Source organism: Ruegeria sp. CK3 (genome assembly GCF_056536565.1).
The window spans coordinates 164,478-177,333 of the sequence record NZ_JBQFPV010000007.1; the positions used below are offsets into that span (position 1 = coordinate 164,478).

The following is a 12,856-nucleotide window of genomic DNA, read 5'->3' on the forward strand; positions in this document are numbered from 1 at the left end:
GACCGGGTGTCCGCAATGCATCTTGATGTGCAGGATCTGAGGAATTTCTACTATCGCAGCACGCTGGGCCGTGCGGCGCAGGCTGCGATTCGTGGTCGGCTGATCGACCTCTGGCCCGAGGCGAAGGGCCAGACGGTGGCCGGATTTGGCTTTGCGGTCCCTCTTCTGCGGCCCTACCTCGCCGACGCGCGGCGGGTTGTCGGATTGATGCCGGGTCCTCAGGGGGTGATGCCCTGGCCTGCCGGGATGCCCAATGTCTCGGTCCTGACCGAAGAGACGCTTTGGCCGATTGAGACGGGCCACGTGGACAAGCTGGTGGTGATGCATGGGCTTGAAACCTCGGAACAGCCCAGCAAGGTGCTTGAGGAATGCTGGCGCGTGTTGGGGCCGGGGGGCAGAGCGCTTTTTGTAGTGCCGAACCGGGCGGGGCTGTGGTCGCGGTCCGACCGGACACCGTTCGGATTTGGTCACCCATATTCGGCCACGCAACTCGAGAACCTCCTGCGCAGCCATCATTTCGTGCCTGAAAACCACTGTTCCGCGCTGTATCTTCCGCCCTCGTTCCGGCGGTTTTGGCTAAAATCGGGTAGCCTGATCGAAAAAACCGGCCAGCGCATTCCCACCGTAATGGCCGGAGGCGTGCTGATGGTTGAGGTCAGCAAGCTGATCCGCCCGCCAAGCGGTACGGTCACCAAAGACAAGGTGAAACGTCCGATCAAAGCGCTGGACGGTTTGCTGAAGCCGGCGTGACGATTCCGCGCAGTCATCGGGAAAAAATGCGGGAAAAAGGTCACAGGAATCGCAAAAACCTGCAAATCAGTAACATTTTTCAACTGCGCCAAGGGGTCCAAACGGTCGCACTTGAGTTAAGCTTATGAAAACTAAAGATTTGTGGATAATTCAGTTACCGCTATCGCGTATTGCTTGGTGGAAGCACCTCTGATACATCCCCGGTGATTTTGATCCCCGCCCTTTAAGGACGGGGTATCTTCACGCCCCCGGGTTGGCTGCGCGCGCGGTTTTCGGGGCCTAAGTATCGGAAGGGTGGACGTGTCCGAACCAGCTTCGATTTCCACAGGCATCGCCGAGCGCTATGCCACCGCGATTTTCGAGATCGCAAAAGAGAACAAAGACCTTGCAGGTCTGGAATCCGGCATCAATGATCTTGCAGCTGCACTGGGCGAAAGCGCAGATCTGCGCGACCTGATCGCATCTCCGCTGGTTTCCCGCGCCGAACAGGAGGGTGCCATTGCCGCTGTTGCAGACAAGATGGGCCTGAGCGCCATCCTGCGCAATACGCTGGGTCTGATGGCGCAGAAGCGTCGCCTGTTTGTGGTGCCGCAGTTGGTGCAGGTCCTGCGCGACATGCTCGCCGAAGAGCGCGGCGAAGTAACCGCCGATGTCGCCTCGGCCAAGGCGCTGACCAAGACGCAAATGGAAAAACTGTCCAAGACGCTGTCCGAGCGTGTGGGCAAGACCGTGACTATCAATGCGACCGTGGATGAAAGCCTCATCGGCGGTCTTGTCGTTAAAGTGGGCTCGAAAATGATCGATAGCTCGATCCGTTCGAAGCTGAACTCCCTACAGAATGCAATGAAAGAGGTCGGATAAATGGGAATCCAAGCTGCAGAGATTTCTGCAATCCTGAAGGACCAGATCAAGAATTTTGGTCAGGAAGCCGAAGTGGCCGAGATCGGCCGCGTGCTGAGCGTCGGTGACGGGATTGCCCGTGTATACGGCCTGGACAACGTGCAAGCCGGTGAGATGGTCGAGTTCCCCGGTGGCATCATGGGCATGGCGCTGAACCTGGAAAGCGACAACGTTGGTGTCGTTATCTTCGGTTCTGACCGTGACATCAAAGAAGGTGACACCGTCAAGCGCACCAACTCGATCGTGGACGTTCCGATCGGTGACGAGCTGCTGGGCCGGGTTGTAGACGGTCTGGGCAACCCGCTGGACGGCAAAGGCCCGATCAACGCAACCAAGCGTGGCGTTGCAGACGTTAAAGCCCCCGGCATCATCCCGCGTAAATCGGTGCACGAGCCGATGGCAACCGGCCTGAAATCAGTTGACGCGATGATCCCGATCGGCCGTGGCCAGCGTGAGTTGATCATTGGTGACCGTCAGACCGGTAAAACTGCCGTTGCTCTGGACACCATTCTGAACCAAAAAGTTTACAACGACGCAGCAGGCGACGACGAGTCGAAGAAACTGTACTGCGTTTACGTTGCGGTCGGTCAGAAGCGCTCGACCGTTGCGCAGCTGGTGAAGAAACTGGAAGAGTCCGGCGCGATTGAATACTCGATCGTTGTTGCCGCGACCGCGTCTGACCCGGCACCGATGCAGTTCCTGGCGCCCTACGCCGCGACCGCGATGGCGGAATACTTCCGCGACAATGGCCGCCACGCGCTGATCATCTATGATGACCTGTCCAAGCAGGCTGTGTCCTATCGTCAGATGTCCCTGCTGCTGCGCCGCCCGCCGGGCCGTGAAGCCTATCCGGGTGACGTTTTCTACCTCCACTCCCGTCTGCTGGAGCGTTCGGCGAAGCTGAACGAAGATTTCGGTGCAGGCTCGCTGACCGCTCTTCCGGTTATCGAAACCCAGGGTGGTGACGTTTCGGCGTTTATTCCGACCAACGTGATCTCGATCACCGACGGTCAGATCTTCCTGGAAACCGAGCTGTTCTACCAAGGTATCCGTCCTGCTGTGAACACCGGTCTGTCGGTTTCGCGTGTGGGCTCCTCGGCTCAGACCAACGCGATGAAATCGGTTGCTGGTCCGGTGAAACTGGAACTGGCTCAGTACCGCGAAATGGCTGCGTTTGCGCAGTTTGGTTCGGACCTCGACGCCGCAACTCAGCAGCTGCTGAACCGTGGTGCCCGTCTGACCGAGCTTATGAAACAGCCGCAGTACTCGCCGCTGACCAACGCGGAAATCGTCTGCGTCATCTTCGCCGGTACCAACGGTTACCTCGACAAGATCGACGTATCGGATGTTGGCCGCTATGAGGCCGGTCTGCTGGCGCACCTGCGCGGTAAGCACGCTGACCTGCTGACATGGCTCACCGACGAAGATCCGAAGATCAAAGGTGAAGCGTCCGACAAGATCAAGGCAGCGATCGACGAATTTGCCGCGACCTTCGCATAAGAGGAGGTTCCGATGCCTAGTCTGAAGGACCTTAAAAACAGGATCGAGTCGGTCAAATCGACCCGCAAGATCACCAAGGCCATGCAGATGGTCGCGGCTGCAAAACTGCGCCGCGCCCAGGAATCTGCTGAAGCCTCGCGCCCCTATGCCGAGCGGTTCAATGCCGTGATGGCGGGGCTGGCGGCTTCGGTCGGGGGCAGCGACAGCGCCCCTAAACTGCTCCGTGGTACGGGCAGTGATGATGTCCATCTGCTGGTTGTGATGACAGCTGAACGCGGCCTGTGTGGCGGCTTCAACGCGAACATCGCCAAGCTGGCCCGCGCCAAAGCTGAAGAGCTGCGCGGCAAAGGCAAAACGGTCAAAGTTCTGACCGTTGGCAAAAAAGGCCGCGACGCGCTCAAGCGCGATCTGGGCGATTTGTTCGTAGGTCATGTCGACCTGAGCGAAGTCAAACGTATTGGCTACACCAATGCGCAAGACATCGCGAAGGACGTCCTGTCTCGCTTCGATGCGGGTGAGTTCGATGTTGCCACGATCTTCTATTCGAAGTTCGTCAACGTTGTGACCCAGATCCCGACGGCACAGCAGGTTATCCCCGCCTCGTTCGAAGACGAAGCGGCAGGTGACGACAGCGGTGCAATCTTCGACTACGAGCCCAGCGAAGAGGCCATTCTGGCTGACCTGCTGCCCAAGGGGGTTGCAACCGCGATCTTCTCGGCTCTGCTCGAAAACGGAGCGTCTGAACAGGGTGCACGGATGTCCGCGATGGACAACGCGACACGCAACGCGGGTGAGATGATCGACAAGCTGACGATCCAGTTCAACCGCTCACGTCAGGCCGTGATCACCAACGAGCTGATTGAAATTATTTCCGGCGCCGAAGCGCTGTAAGAAAACCGGAGACGAAACATGGCGAATGCAAAAGGCAAAGTCACACAGATCATCGGGGCCGTCGTCGACGTGCAGTTCGAAGATCAACTGCCTGAAATTCTGAACGCGCTGGAAACCACCAACAACGGCAAGCGCCTGGTGTTGGAAGTTGCTCAGCACCTGGGTGAAAACACCGTCCGTACCATCGCGATGGACGCGACCGAAGGTCTGGTCCGCGGCGAAGTTGTAACCGACACTGGCGCACCGATCTCGGTTCCGGTTGGTAACGCAACTCTGGGCCGCATCCTGAACGTTGTTGGCGAGCCGATCGACGAAAAAGGCCCGGTTGAAGCAACTGAAGCCCGCGCAATCCACCAGCCCGCACCCGAGTTCGACGAACAGTCGACCGAGTCGGAAATCCTGGTCACCGGCATCAAGGTTGTTGACCTGCTGGCCCCCTACGCCAAAGGCGGTAAGATCGGCCTGTTCGGCGGCGCCGGAGTTGGTAAAACCGTTCTGATCATGGAACTGATCAACAACATCGCAAAAGTGCACTCGGGTTTCTCGGTGTTCGCGGGTGTTGGTGAACGGACCCGTGAAGGGAACGACCTTTACCACGAGATGATCGAATCGAACGTTATTAAGCCTGACAACCTGTCGGAGTCGCAGGTTGCGCTGGTTTACGGTCAGATGAACGAACCTCCGGGTGCGCGTGCACGTGTTGCTCTGACAGGTCTGACCCTGGCCGAGCAGTTCCGCGACCAGTCCGGTACCGACGTTCTGTTCTTCGTCGACAACATCTTCCGCTTCACGCAAGCGGGCTCCGAGGTTTCGGCTCTGCTGGGTCGTATTCCTTCGGCGGTGGGCTACCAGCCGACACTGGCGACCGACATGGGTGCTCTGCAAGAACGCATCACCTCGACCAAGTCGGGCTCGATCACCTCGGTGCAGGCGATCTACGTACCTGCGGACGACTTGACCGACCCCGCGCCGGCCACCTCGTTTGCTCACTTGGATGCGACCACCGTTCTTAACCGTGCGATCTCGGAAAAGGGTATCTACCCGGCTGTTGACCCGCTCGACTCGTCGTCGCGTCTGCTGGACCCGGCCATCGTTGGAGAAGAGCACTACGCGGTTGCGACCGACGTTCAACAGATCCTCCAGCGCTACAAGTCGCTGCAGGACATCATCGCCATCCTCGGCATGGACGAACTGTCAGAGGAAGACAAACTGACCGTTGCCCGTGCCCGTAAGATCGAGCGCTTCCTGTCGCAGCCGTTCGACGTTGCCGAAGTCTTTACCGGTTCGCCGGGCGTTCAGGTTCCTCTGGACGTGACCATAGCATCGTTCAAAGCTGTTGTGGCTGGCGAATACGATCACCTGCCCGAAGCGGCCTTCCTGATGGTTGGCGGCATCGACGAAGTGATCGCCAAAGCGGAGAAGATGGCCGCAGAAGCCGCCTAAGGAGTATCCCTGATGGCAAACACGATGCAATTCGACCTCGTCAGCCCCGAGCGGAGCCTTGCTTCGCTCGCGGCCACCGCGGTCCAGCTTCCCGGCGCGGACGGGGACATGACGGCCATGCCCGATCATGCCCCCACGATCACCACGCTGCGCCCGGGCATCCTGAAGGTCGACGCACCCGAAGGCACCAGCGAATATCTGGTGACCGGTGGGTTTGCTCAGATCAACGGTGATGGCCTGTCGGTTCTGGCCGAAAAGGCCATTCCGGTTGCCGAAGTTACCCGGTCGCATCTTGATGACCTGATCGCCGACGCGCGTGCCTCGCATGATGCGGCCAAGGAAGGCGATGATCAGTCCATCGTCGACGAAGCCGCCAAGCTGCTGGCCGATATGGAAGCCCTTGGAACGCATATGAGCCTGTAACAGGTTCATTGCAGAATAATTGAACGGCCTCGCTTTCGCGGGGCCGTTTTTTTGTCGTGATTGTGAGATAACTGTGGAATAAGTTCCGGTAATTACGAGTTAAAGACATAAAAACATGAAGATTTTTCGCACCCATCCCATAGGTATTGACCAAGGCGAGACTGTTCTATTCTCGGACTTTTCCAACGGCGGCGACATGTGGACGGGCAATGGTCCGCGTGAGCGTCGTTCCCCGGTGAAATTCAGCCAGCCGTTCCGATCAGCCCCGGTGATCCAGATCGGAGTATCTTTGTGGGATGTGGATACATCCTCGGCCCTGCGCGCCGAGGTTCAGACCGAAGAGATCACGGACGAAGGATTCACGGCCGTGTTTCGAACATGGTCCGATACGAAGATCGCGCGCATCCGCGCGTCGTGGACGGCGATTGGCGAGGTTGCCCACGAGGATGATTGGGACATCTCATAAGGCCGGTGCTATGGCCCGCAGATCATGCGGGCCAATGCTTTGATCAGTCTTCAATCATGTCCACGCGTGTCGCATGGCGGCCGCCTTCGAACTCGGCCGTCAGAAACGCGTCAACGATATCGAGGGCCTGACCCTCGCCAATGACGCGCGCACCGATGGACAGCATGTTGGCGTTATTGTGCTGGCGGATCATCCGGGCCGAGAACGTATCCGAGCAGACGCCACAGCGGATACCCGGAACCTTATTGGCAGCCATCATGATCCCCTGGCCTGTGCCACACAGCAGAATACCCAGATTGCAATCGCCCGAGGCCACACGTTCAGCCGCAGCCTTGCCGTGCAGAGGGTAATGCGTGCTTTCAGGCGTGGTGGGGCCGATATCGACGACCTCCCACCCGGCTTGGGCGATATGCGCTGCAAGGGCTTGGCGCAGGTCGATGGCGGCGTGGTCGCTGGAAAGAACGACGCGTTTGGTGTCAGTCATGAGAACGCTGTCCCGCTATGTGTTGGTAGAGATAGGGCAGGGGCGTCCTAATCCGCCGCCGCTGAAAAGAAAAGGGCGGCTATCGCAAGCCGCCCCGTAAGATCAGTCCATCTGGTACATGGATTCGTAGATCGGGGTCAGGGTCTTGTCCTCGAACAGGGACGAGACGCTGGTACCGTTCCAAATGTTCAGGATGGCCTGGGTAAAGATCGGCGCGGTCGGCACGATGCGGATGTTTTTGGCTTTCAGGATCGCATCTGTCGGCTGGATCGTGTCGGTCAGAACCAGAGATTTCATCACCGAATTCGTCACACGTTCAACCGCGGGTCCGCTCATGACGCCGTGAGTGATGTAGGAGTGGACCTCTTTCGCGCCGTTGTCCAGCAGCACCTGCGCCGCTTTGCACAGGGTGCCGGCAGTGTCGCACATGTCATCGACGATCAGGCAGATCTTGTCTTTAACATCGCCGATTACGGTCATCTCGGCCACTTCACCGGCCTTTTCGCGGCGTTTGTCGACGATCGACAGTGGGGCTTCGATCCGCTTGGCCAGTTCGCGCGCGCGGGCCACGCCGCCAACGTCGGGCGAGACCACCATGATCTCGTCCATATTGTCTTTGAACTGGTTTTTCACATCCAAGGCAAAAATCGGTGAGGCGTAGAGGTTGTCCACCGGGATGTCGAAAAAGCCCTGAATCTGGGCCGCGTGAAGGTCCATCGTCAGAACCCGCTCGATCCCTGCGCCGGTCAGCATGTTGGCGACCAGCTTTGCCGAGATCGGTGTGCGGGCCTTGGTGCGGCGGTCCTGACGGGCGTAGCCAAAGTAAGGGATCACGGCGGTGATGCGCTGCGCGGACGAGCGGCGCAGCGCGTCGGCGATGATCAGCAGTTCCATCAGGTTGTCATTCGCCGGGTTCGAGGTCGGCTGGATTATGAACATATCCTCGCCACGGACGTTCTCGAACACCTCGACGAAGATCTCACCGTCGTTGAAGCGCTCGACGCGGGCATCGACTAGACCCTGATCAACGCCGCGATACAGGCTCATGCGGCGTGATATGGTTTCGGCAAGCGGAAGGTTAGCGTTCCCAGCAATCAGCTTGGGTTCGTGGAGTGTCGGCATCGGCTGAAGTCCCCGGGCAGCGTTGGCAATGTGACAGATTCGTGATGTTGACACCGCTTAGCATGGCCTTACCGTTCCGCAAAGACAACGCAGCGGAGAAAGTGCAGATGACCCAGATTGACTACTATTTTGCGACAATTTCACCCTATACCTATCTGGCGGGCACACGGCTGGAGGAGATCGCAGCCAAGCATGGTGCGACGATCAACTACAAGCCGCTGGACATCATGGCGCTGTTCGGGCGCACGGGCGGCACGCCACCAAAAGACCGGCATATTTCCCGCATTGAATACCGCGCGCAGAATCTGGTGCGGGTCGCGAAAAAGCTTGGCGTACCGTTCAACCTGAAGCCGGCGCATTGGCCGACCAATATGGCTCCGTCCTCTTACGCTGTGATTGCGGCGGCCAAAGATGGATCGGGGGATGTGGGTAAACTATGCCAATCCCTGCTGCGAGCCTGTTGGGCCGAAGAGAAAGACGTCGCGCAGGACGACGTTATCCGTGACTGCCTGACGCAAGCCGGGTTCGATGCCGTTCTGGCCGATAGCGGCCTGTTGGTGGGGGCTGAGACCTATGCAGCCAATCTGGAAGAGGCCGTGGAGAGCGGGGCTTTCGGCGCGCCCTTCTACATCACACCAGATGGTCAGCGGTTCTGGGGGCAGGACAGTCTGGACGACCTCGACCAACACTTGGCCGAGTTTAAAGGCTGAGCCTACAGATGGGATAGGAACTGGTCGATCTGTTCGTGGTTGATCGACCAGTCGCAAACCAGACGGCAGGGCAGAGGCTCTGCCTCATCTTCGCCTTCCAACTGCGCTCCCCACAGGTGATAGACCGCGCCCGCCGCGTGAAGCTGGCGGTGCTTGGCACGCGGGAAGGAGGCGAAGATCATGTTGGCCTGTGGCTCATGCAGGAAATCGGCTCCTTTGGTGCGTAAACCCTCGGCCAGACGAGCACAGTTTGCATTCGCCTGGCGAGCTGATGTCAGCCAAAGATCGTCTTCCAGATAGGCTGCCATCTGGGCTGACAGATACCGGTGTTTCGAGAACAAATGCGCCCCGCGTTTGCGGCGCAGCTCGAATTCCCATGCTTTGGATTCGTCGAAGAAGATCACCGCCTCGACGCCCATCAACCCGTTCTTGGTCCCGCCAAAGCTGACCGCGTCCACGCCAGCCTTCCACGTCATGTCGGCCGGTGAACACCCCAGAGCGACCAGAGCGTTGGTGAACCGCGCGCCATCCAGATGCACCGGCAGGTCATACTCCTTCGCAACCGCACACAGGGCTTGCAATTCTTCCAGAGAATAAACCGACCCTCGCTCGGTCACTTGTGTGATGGAAACTGGTCCTCGTTGCGGTCCATGCACACCACGCGTTTCTTCTACGGAAATAGTCCGGCGCAAGGCCTCGGGGGTCATCTTGTCAGTGCCCGGCACTAGGGTCAGCTTGGCGCCACTGTAGAATTCCGGCGCATTGCATTCATCCTCGTGGATATGCGCGACCGGAGAGCAGAAGATCGTCTCCCACGGGTTGGAGAGGGTGGCCAGCGCCAGTGAATTCGCTGCCGTTCCGGTCGCCACCAGATAGACCGCCGCGCCGGGGGCTTCGAAAATGCTGCGAAGGCGGTCTCGGACCTCATTCATCAGCGTGTCAGCCCCATAGGCCATCTGATAGCCCTGATTGGCCTCGGCCAGTTTTGCCAGTACCTGCGGATGGACAGGCCCGGAATTGTCAGAGGCAAAATACATCAGGTCGGCTCCTCAATGATATAGTCTTCCCACTCTTCCATGGGAGTCTCGAACTCGGACACGGTACGCCCCTGAACCGAGACGCCGACGGCATGCACACTATCGGCTGTGCCAGACAGCAATGGGTGCCAATCATAGAGAGGCTTGCCCTCCCACAGCAGGCGATAGGCGCAGGTTTGGGGCAGCCAGTAGGCGTGCGAGTCGATGTTGTCCGGCGTCATGACAATGCATTCGGGCACGAACTGGTGCCGGATGTCATACTGGGTGCAGCGGCAGCTTTCATCGTCCAAAAGGCGGCAGGCGACGCAGGTCAGCGCGACCTCGCCCGTGTCTTCGTCTTCCAGCTTGTTCAGGCAACACTTGCCGCACCCATCACAGAGCGCTTCCCACTCGCGCTGGTTCATCTTGCGCAGTGGTTTGCGCTCCCAAAAGCGCGGGGGCAGGTCCGCGCGGTTGATCGGATCCACGCTCATCGAGCCGCCAGAATCTCGCGCGACTTCGCGCAATCGGCATCCATCTGGGCGATCAGCCCGTCCAGACCATCGAACTTCAATTCAGGCCGCAGGAACTCGACCAACCCGACCGAGAGAGTTGCACCGTAAAGATCGCCGGAGAAATCAAACAGGAAGGTCTCGATATTGGGGACCTCACCATTGAACATGGGCCGCACGCCAATCGACGCTGCGCCTTGGTAGGAGCCCTTGTTGGGGCCGTCCAGAACGTCCACCAGTACGGCATAAACACCGAATTTTGGCGGGTGCAGGCCCTCGATCGACATGTTTGCGGTGGGAAAGCCCAGCTCGCGTCCGCGCTGCTCGCCCCCGATGACCTCGCCTTCGATGCGGTGCCAATGGCCCAGCATGGTCGCCGCATCGCCGGGGCGGCCTTCGCTGAGCGCGGTTCGGACCGCGGTCGAAGAGACGACGTTTTCGGAACGCTCCATCAAAGGGGCGATGGTCACGCCGAACCCCATTTGCTCGCCAAAGCGGACCATGTCCTGCGCCGTTCCAACCCGCCCTTTGCCAAAGCAGAAATCCGCACCCACAACGATATGAGACAAGCCCAGACCGTCGCAGATCACATTGCTCGCGAATTCCTCGGGGGTCAGCCCGGCCAAAGCGGCATTGAAGGGCAGTTCGTACAGCTTTTGCACACCCAGCTTCTCAAGCCGGTGCGCCCGCGCGTTCCCGCGCATCAAGCGAAACGGAGGCGCATCGGGTGCAAAATACTCACGCGGATGCGGTTCAAAGGTCAGCACGCCCAGAGGCGCATTCGGAGCCGCATTGCGCGCCAGTTCGATAACCGACTGATGCCCGACATGGACGCCATCAAAGTTCCCGATCGCCACGCTGGCGCCGCGATCTTCTGGCTCGATATACTGGAAGTCCCGGATGATCTGCATGCGCTTTGGGTACTGTTCATCAACAGTATGTTCAAGCGTGACCTTTGAGAATTTGGTACAATTCAGCCCGTTCCGATGGTGAGGGGCAATGCGGCATTCGGTTCAGCGATGACGGATACAGCGCGCCGGTCATTGCCGCAGAGATTGAGCCCCTCTTCGGCAAGGTTGCGTGTCTACTCGCTCAGTCGAACTTACGTGATGGGGCAAGGACCATGGCTTCACCGACCAGAACCTTTTTGCCATCGACTGCGCAGTGACAGTCCAGCTTCACGCGGCGTTTGGCAAAATCAATGTCGATCACCTTGACCTCGGCATAGACCATGTCGCCGGGACGCACCGGGGCCAAAAACTTCAGCGACTGACCCATGTAGACCGTCCCATGACCGGGCAATTGCTCGCCAATCACGGCTGAGATCAAACCGGCCGTCAGCATCCCATGCGCAATGCGACCTTCGAAGATCGTATCGCGGGCGTAGTCATCGTCCAGATGCACAGGGTTCCTGTCGGTCGAGACCTGCGCGAACATCTCGATATCTTCATCCGTCACCACTTTGCGCAGGTGGCGAGACATGCCCATCTCGATGTCTTCAATACAGATCGTTCCGCGGGGAAGATTGTCCAACATGGTGCCCTCACTTGAAATTTGCCGAGTAATAAAAGTCTACCATCGGCCATCCGTTGGCAACTTTATTACTTCGCAACTGCAGAAAATCAAGTGAAAAATAACTAACGCAAACGCCCGATTGTATAGGTGGGATAGATCTTTTCTCTTTCTATATAGTCGCTTAGGGATTCCGCGTGGGGATGGTGCGACGTTTTCGTCTCGGCTGCCGCCAACCCGCCTGAGATAAAGAGCGTATCGATTCCCTCTCCCATGCCGCCCAGAATGTCGGTATGCGGGCCGTCACCGATAGCCAGTATGTCGCTGTCCGAGACGTCAACATCCATTTCCTGCACGCGCCGACGCGCCAGATCATAGATCGGAGGATGGGGTTTGCCGAAATACAGGCTCTCGCCACCCATCTCGGTATAGAGCTTCGCCAAAGCGCCCGCGCACCATTCCCGTACTTCGCCTCGATCGACCACTATGTCAGGGTTCGCACATAGCAGCTTCATGCCTTTTTGCTTGGCATAGAGGAAGTCCGGGCGATTTACGTCGGGATCCGCCATTGTGTCAAAAGGCCCGCAGCATACGATCCCCTCGGCCTGATCCAGAGGGACGCGCTCGATATGAACAGGATGGTCCAACAGCTTCAGCGGCTCAAAAAACCCCGCATCGCGTTCCCATTCGCCCATGAAGTAAACCTTTTCGCCTACTGTTCCGCGGAACATGGCTGAACGTGCAGAGTCGCCGCTTGTTGCGATGGTGTCATAGGCGTCAGCGGGGACGTTGAACTGCGAAAGCTGCGCGGCGACGCCCGCGCGCGGCTTCGGAGAGTTTGTCACCAGAACAACGAAACCGCCTTTCGAGCGGTAGGTCTGCAGCGCGGCAACCGCTTCTGGATACGCAGTGATCCCATTGTGAACACAGCCCCAAAGATCGACAAAAAGTACTTTGTAACGGTCGGAGATCTCGTGGAGGGCGGAGATGATCTGGGTCATGGGATTCCCTTTGGCATGGTCTGCGGACAGCCAAGCCTATGGCAGAGCTTGGCAGGTTTTGCCAGAGGGGGCGCTGCCCCCGCCGCGGCAAGCCGCGACTCCCCCGAGGTATTTTGAAACAGAAGA

General features: G+C 58.7%; 15 protein-coding genes. 8 read left to right on the plus strand and 7 right to left on the minus strand.

Going from position 1 to position 12,856, the window contains the following annotated elements:
- Positions 1-15 precede the first annotated feature (15 nt).
- The 7 genes from ACR0C3_RS11795 (at position 16) to ACR0C3_RS11825 (ending at position 6,373) form a co-directional block, all read left to right on the plus strand.
- Positions 16-750 carry a methyltransferase domain-containing protein gene (locus ACR0C3_RS11795; protein WP_170680344.1) on the plus strand — a complete coding sequence of 245 codons (735 nt, stop codon included), beginning with the start codon at positions 16-18 and terminating at the stop codon, positions 748-750.
- A gap of 300 nt (positions 751-1,050) precedes the next feature.
- Positions 1,051-1,611 (plus strand): F0F1 ATP synthase subunit delta, encoded by a 561-nt coding sequence (locus tag ACR0C3_RS11800; protein WP_480758597.1) that lies wholly within the window; start codon positions 1,051-1,053, stop codon positions 1,609-1,611.
- Complete coding sequence (atpA, locus tag ACR0C3_RS11805) at positions 1,612-3,150, plus strand: F0F1 ATP synthase subunit alpha (protein WP_170374618.1); 1,539 nt, start codon at positions 1,612-1,614, stop codon at positions 3,148-3,150.
- 12 nt (positions 3,151-3,162) lie between these two features.
- The gene (locus ACR0C3_RS11810; protein WP_170374620.1) at positions 3,163-4,041 is read left to right on the plus strand and encodes a F0F1 ATP synthase subunit gamma; all 879 of its coding nucleotides are present in this window, start codon (positions 3,163-3,165) and stop codon (positions 4,039-4,041) included.
- Positions 4,042-4,059: 18 nt separating this feature from the next.
- Positions 4,060-5,484, plus strand: a complete 1,425-nt coding sequence (gene atpD / locus ACR0C3_RS11815) for a F0F1 ATP synthase subunit beta (protein ID WP_170460468.1) — start codon at positions 4,060-4,062, stop codon at positions 5,482-5,484.
- A gap of 12 nt (positions 5,485-5,496) precedes the next feature.
- The gene (locus ACR0C3_RS11820; protein ID WP_170374624.1) at positions 5,497-5,907 is read left to right on the plus strand and encodes a F0F1 ATP synthase subunit epsilon; all 411 of its coding nucleotides are present in this window, start codon (positions 5,497-5,499) and stop codon (positions 5,905-5,907) included.
- Between the two features lie 115 nt (positions 5,908-6,022).
- Complete coding sequence (locus ACR0C3_RS11825; RefSeq protein WP_480758598.1) at positions 6,023-6,373, plus strand: H-type lectin domain-containing protein; 351 nt, start codon at positions 6,023-6,025, stop codon at positions 6,371-6,373.
- A gap of 43 nt (positions 6,374-6,416) precedes the next feature.
- On the opposite strand, the gene rpiB is transcribed toward ACR0C3_RS11825, so the two are convergent.
- Positions 6,417-6,857 carry a ribose 5-phosphate isomerase B gene (gene rpiB / locus ACR0C3_RS11830; protein ID WP_480758599.1) on the minus strand — a complete coding sequence of 147 codons (441 nt, stop codon included), beginning with the start codon at positions 6,855-6,857 and terminating at the stop codon, positions 6,417-6,419.
- Positions 6,858-6,959: 102 nt separating this feature from the next.
- Positions 6,960-7,979, minus strand: coding sequence for a ribose-phosphate pyrophosphokinase (locus ACR0C3_RS11835; protein ID WP_170637503.1), 1,020 nt, complete (start codon positions 7,977-7,979; stop codon positions 6,960-6,962).
- A 107-nt stretch (positions 7,980-8,086) separates the two neighbouring features.
- Here ACR0C3_RS11835 and ACR0C3_RS11840 point away from each other — a divergent pair, with 107 nt between their 5' ends.
- Entirely contained in the window at positions 8,087-8,689 is a 603-nt protein-coding gene (locus ACR0C3_RS11840; protein ID WP_480758601.1) for a DsbA family protein, read from the plus strand.
- Between the two features lie 2 nt (positions 8,690-8,691).
- Here ACR0C3_RS11840 and ACR0C3_RS11845 read toward each other — a convergent pair whose 3' ends face one another.
- From ACR0C3_RS11845 to ACR0C3_RS11865, 5 genes are all read right to left on the minus strand, one after another.
- Entirely contained in the window at positions 8,692-9,726 is a 1,035-nt protein-coding gene (locus tag ACR0C3_RS11845; RefSeq protein WP_480758603.1) for a threonine aldolase family protein, read from the minus strand.
- Positions 9,726-10,199, minus strand: a complete 474-nt coding sequence (locus tag ACR0C3_RS11850; RefSeq protein WP_170637497.1) for a YcgN family cysteine cluster protein — start codon at positions 10,197-10,199, stop codon at positions 9,726-9,728. The genes ACR0C3_RS11845 and ACR0C3_RS11850 overlap by 1 nt, the downstream gene beginning before the upstream one ends.
- Complete coding sequence (locus tag ACR0C3_RS11855) at positions 10,196-11,128, minus strand: bifunctional riboflavin kinase/FAD synthetase (protein ID WP_480758604.1); 933 nt, start codon at positions 11,126-11,128, stop codon at positions 10,196-10,198. The genes ACR0C3_RS11850 and ACR0C3_RS11855 overlap by 4 nt, the downstream gene beginning before the upstream one ends.
- A gap of 181 nt (positions 11,129-11,309) precedes the next feature.
- Entirely contained in the window at positions 11,310-11,753 is a 444-nt protein-coding gene (locus tag ACR0C3_RS11860) for a MaoC family dehydratase (RefSeq protein ID WP_074736482.1), read from the minus strand.
- A 101-nt stretch (positions 11,754-11,854) separates the two neighbouring features.
- Positions 11,855-12,730 carry a TIGR01459 family HAD-type hydrolase gene (locus tag ACR0C3_RS11865; RefSeq protein WP_480758606.1) on the minus strand — a complete coding sequence of 292 codons (876 nt, stop codon included), beginning with the start codon at positions 12,728-12,730 and terminating at the stop codon, positions 11,855-11,857.
- Between the last annotated feature and the right edge of the window lie 126 nt (positions 12,731-12,856).

Coding starts and splice junctions, on each gene's coding strand:
- ACR0C3_RS11840 (WP_480758601.1), top strand. CDS start 8,087: ATGACCCAGATTGACTACTATTTTGCGACAATTTCACCCTATACCTAT.
- ACR0C3_RS11810 (WP_170374620.1), top strand. CDS start 3,163: ATGCCTAGTCTGAAGGACCTTAAAAACAGGATCGAGTCGGTCAAATCG.
- ACR0C3_RS11855 (WP_480758604.1), bottom strand. CDS start 11,128: ATGCAGATCATCCGGGACTTCCAGTATATCGAGCCAGAAGATCGCGGC.
- ACR0C3_RS11825 (WP_480758598.1), top strand. CDS start 6,023: ATGAAGATTTTTCGCACCCATCCCATAGGTATTGACCAAGGCGAGACT.
- ACR0C3_RS11795 (WP_170680344.1), top strand. CDS start 16: ATGCATCTTGATGTGCAGGATCTGAGGAATTTCTACTATCGCAGCACG.
- ACR0C3_RS11835 (WP_170637503.1), bottom strand. CDS start 7,979: ATGCCGACACTCCACGAACCCAAGCTGATTGCTGGGAACGCTAACCTT.
- ACR0C3_RS11865 (WP_480758606.1), bottom strand. CDS start 12,730: ATGACCCAGATCATCTCCGCCCTCCACGAGATCTCCGACCGTTACAAA.
- atpA (WP_170374618.1), top strand. CDS start 1,612: ATGGGAATCCAAGCTGCAGAGATTTCTGCAATCCTGAAGGACCAGATC.
- ACR0C3_RS11820 (WP_170374624.1), top strand. CDS start 5,497: ATGGCAAACACGATGCAATTCGACCTCGTCAGCCCCGAGCGGAGCCTT.
- atpD (WP_170460468.1), top strand. CDS start 4,060: ATGGCGAATGCAAAAGGCAAAGTCACACAGATCATCGGGGCCGTCGTC.
- ACR0C3_RS11850 (WP_170637497.1), bottom strand. CDS start 10,199: ATGAGCGTGGATCCGATCAACCGCGCGGACCTGCCCCCGCGCTTTTGG.
- rpiB (WP_480758599.1), bottom strand. CDS start 6,857: ATGACTGACACCAAACGCGTCGTTCTTTCCAGCGACCACGCCGCCATC.
- ACR0C3_RS11860 (WP_074736482.1), bottom strand. CDS start 11,753: ATGTTGGACAATCTTCCCCGCGGAACGATCTGTATTGAAGACATCGAG.
- ACR0C3_RS11845 (WP_480758603.1), bottom strand. CDS start 9,726: ATGTATTTTGCCTCTGACAATTCCGGGCCTGTCCATCCGCAGGTACTG.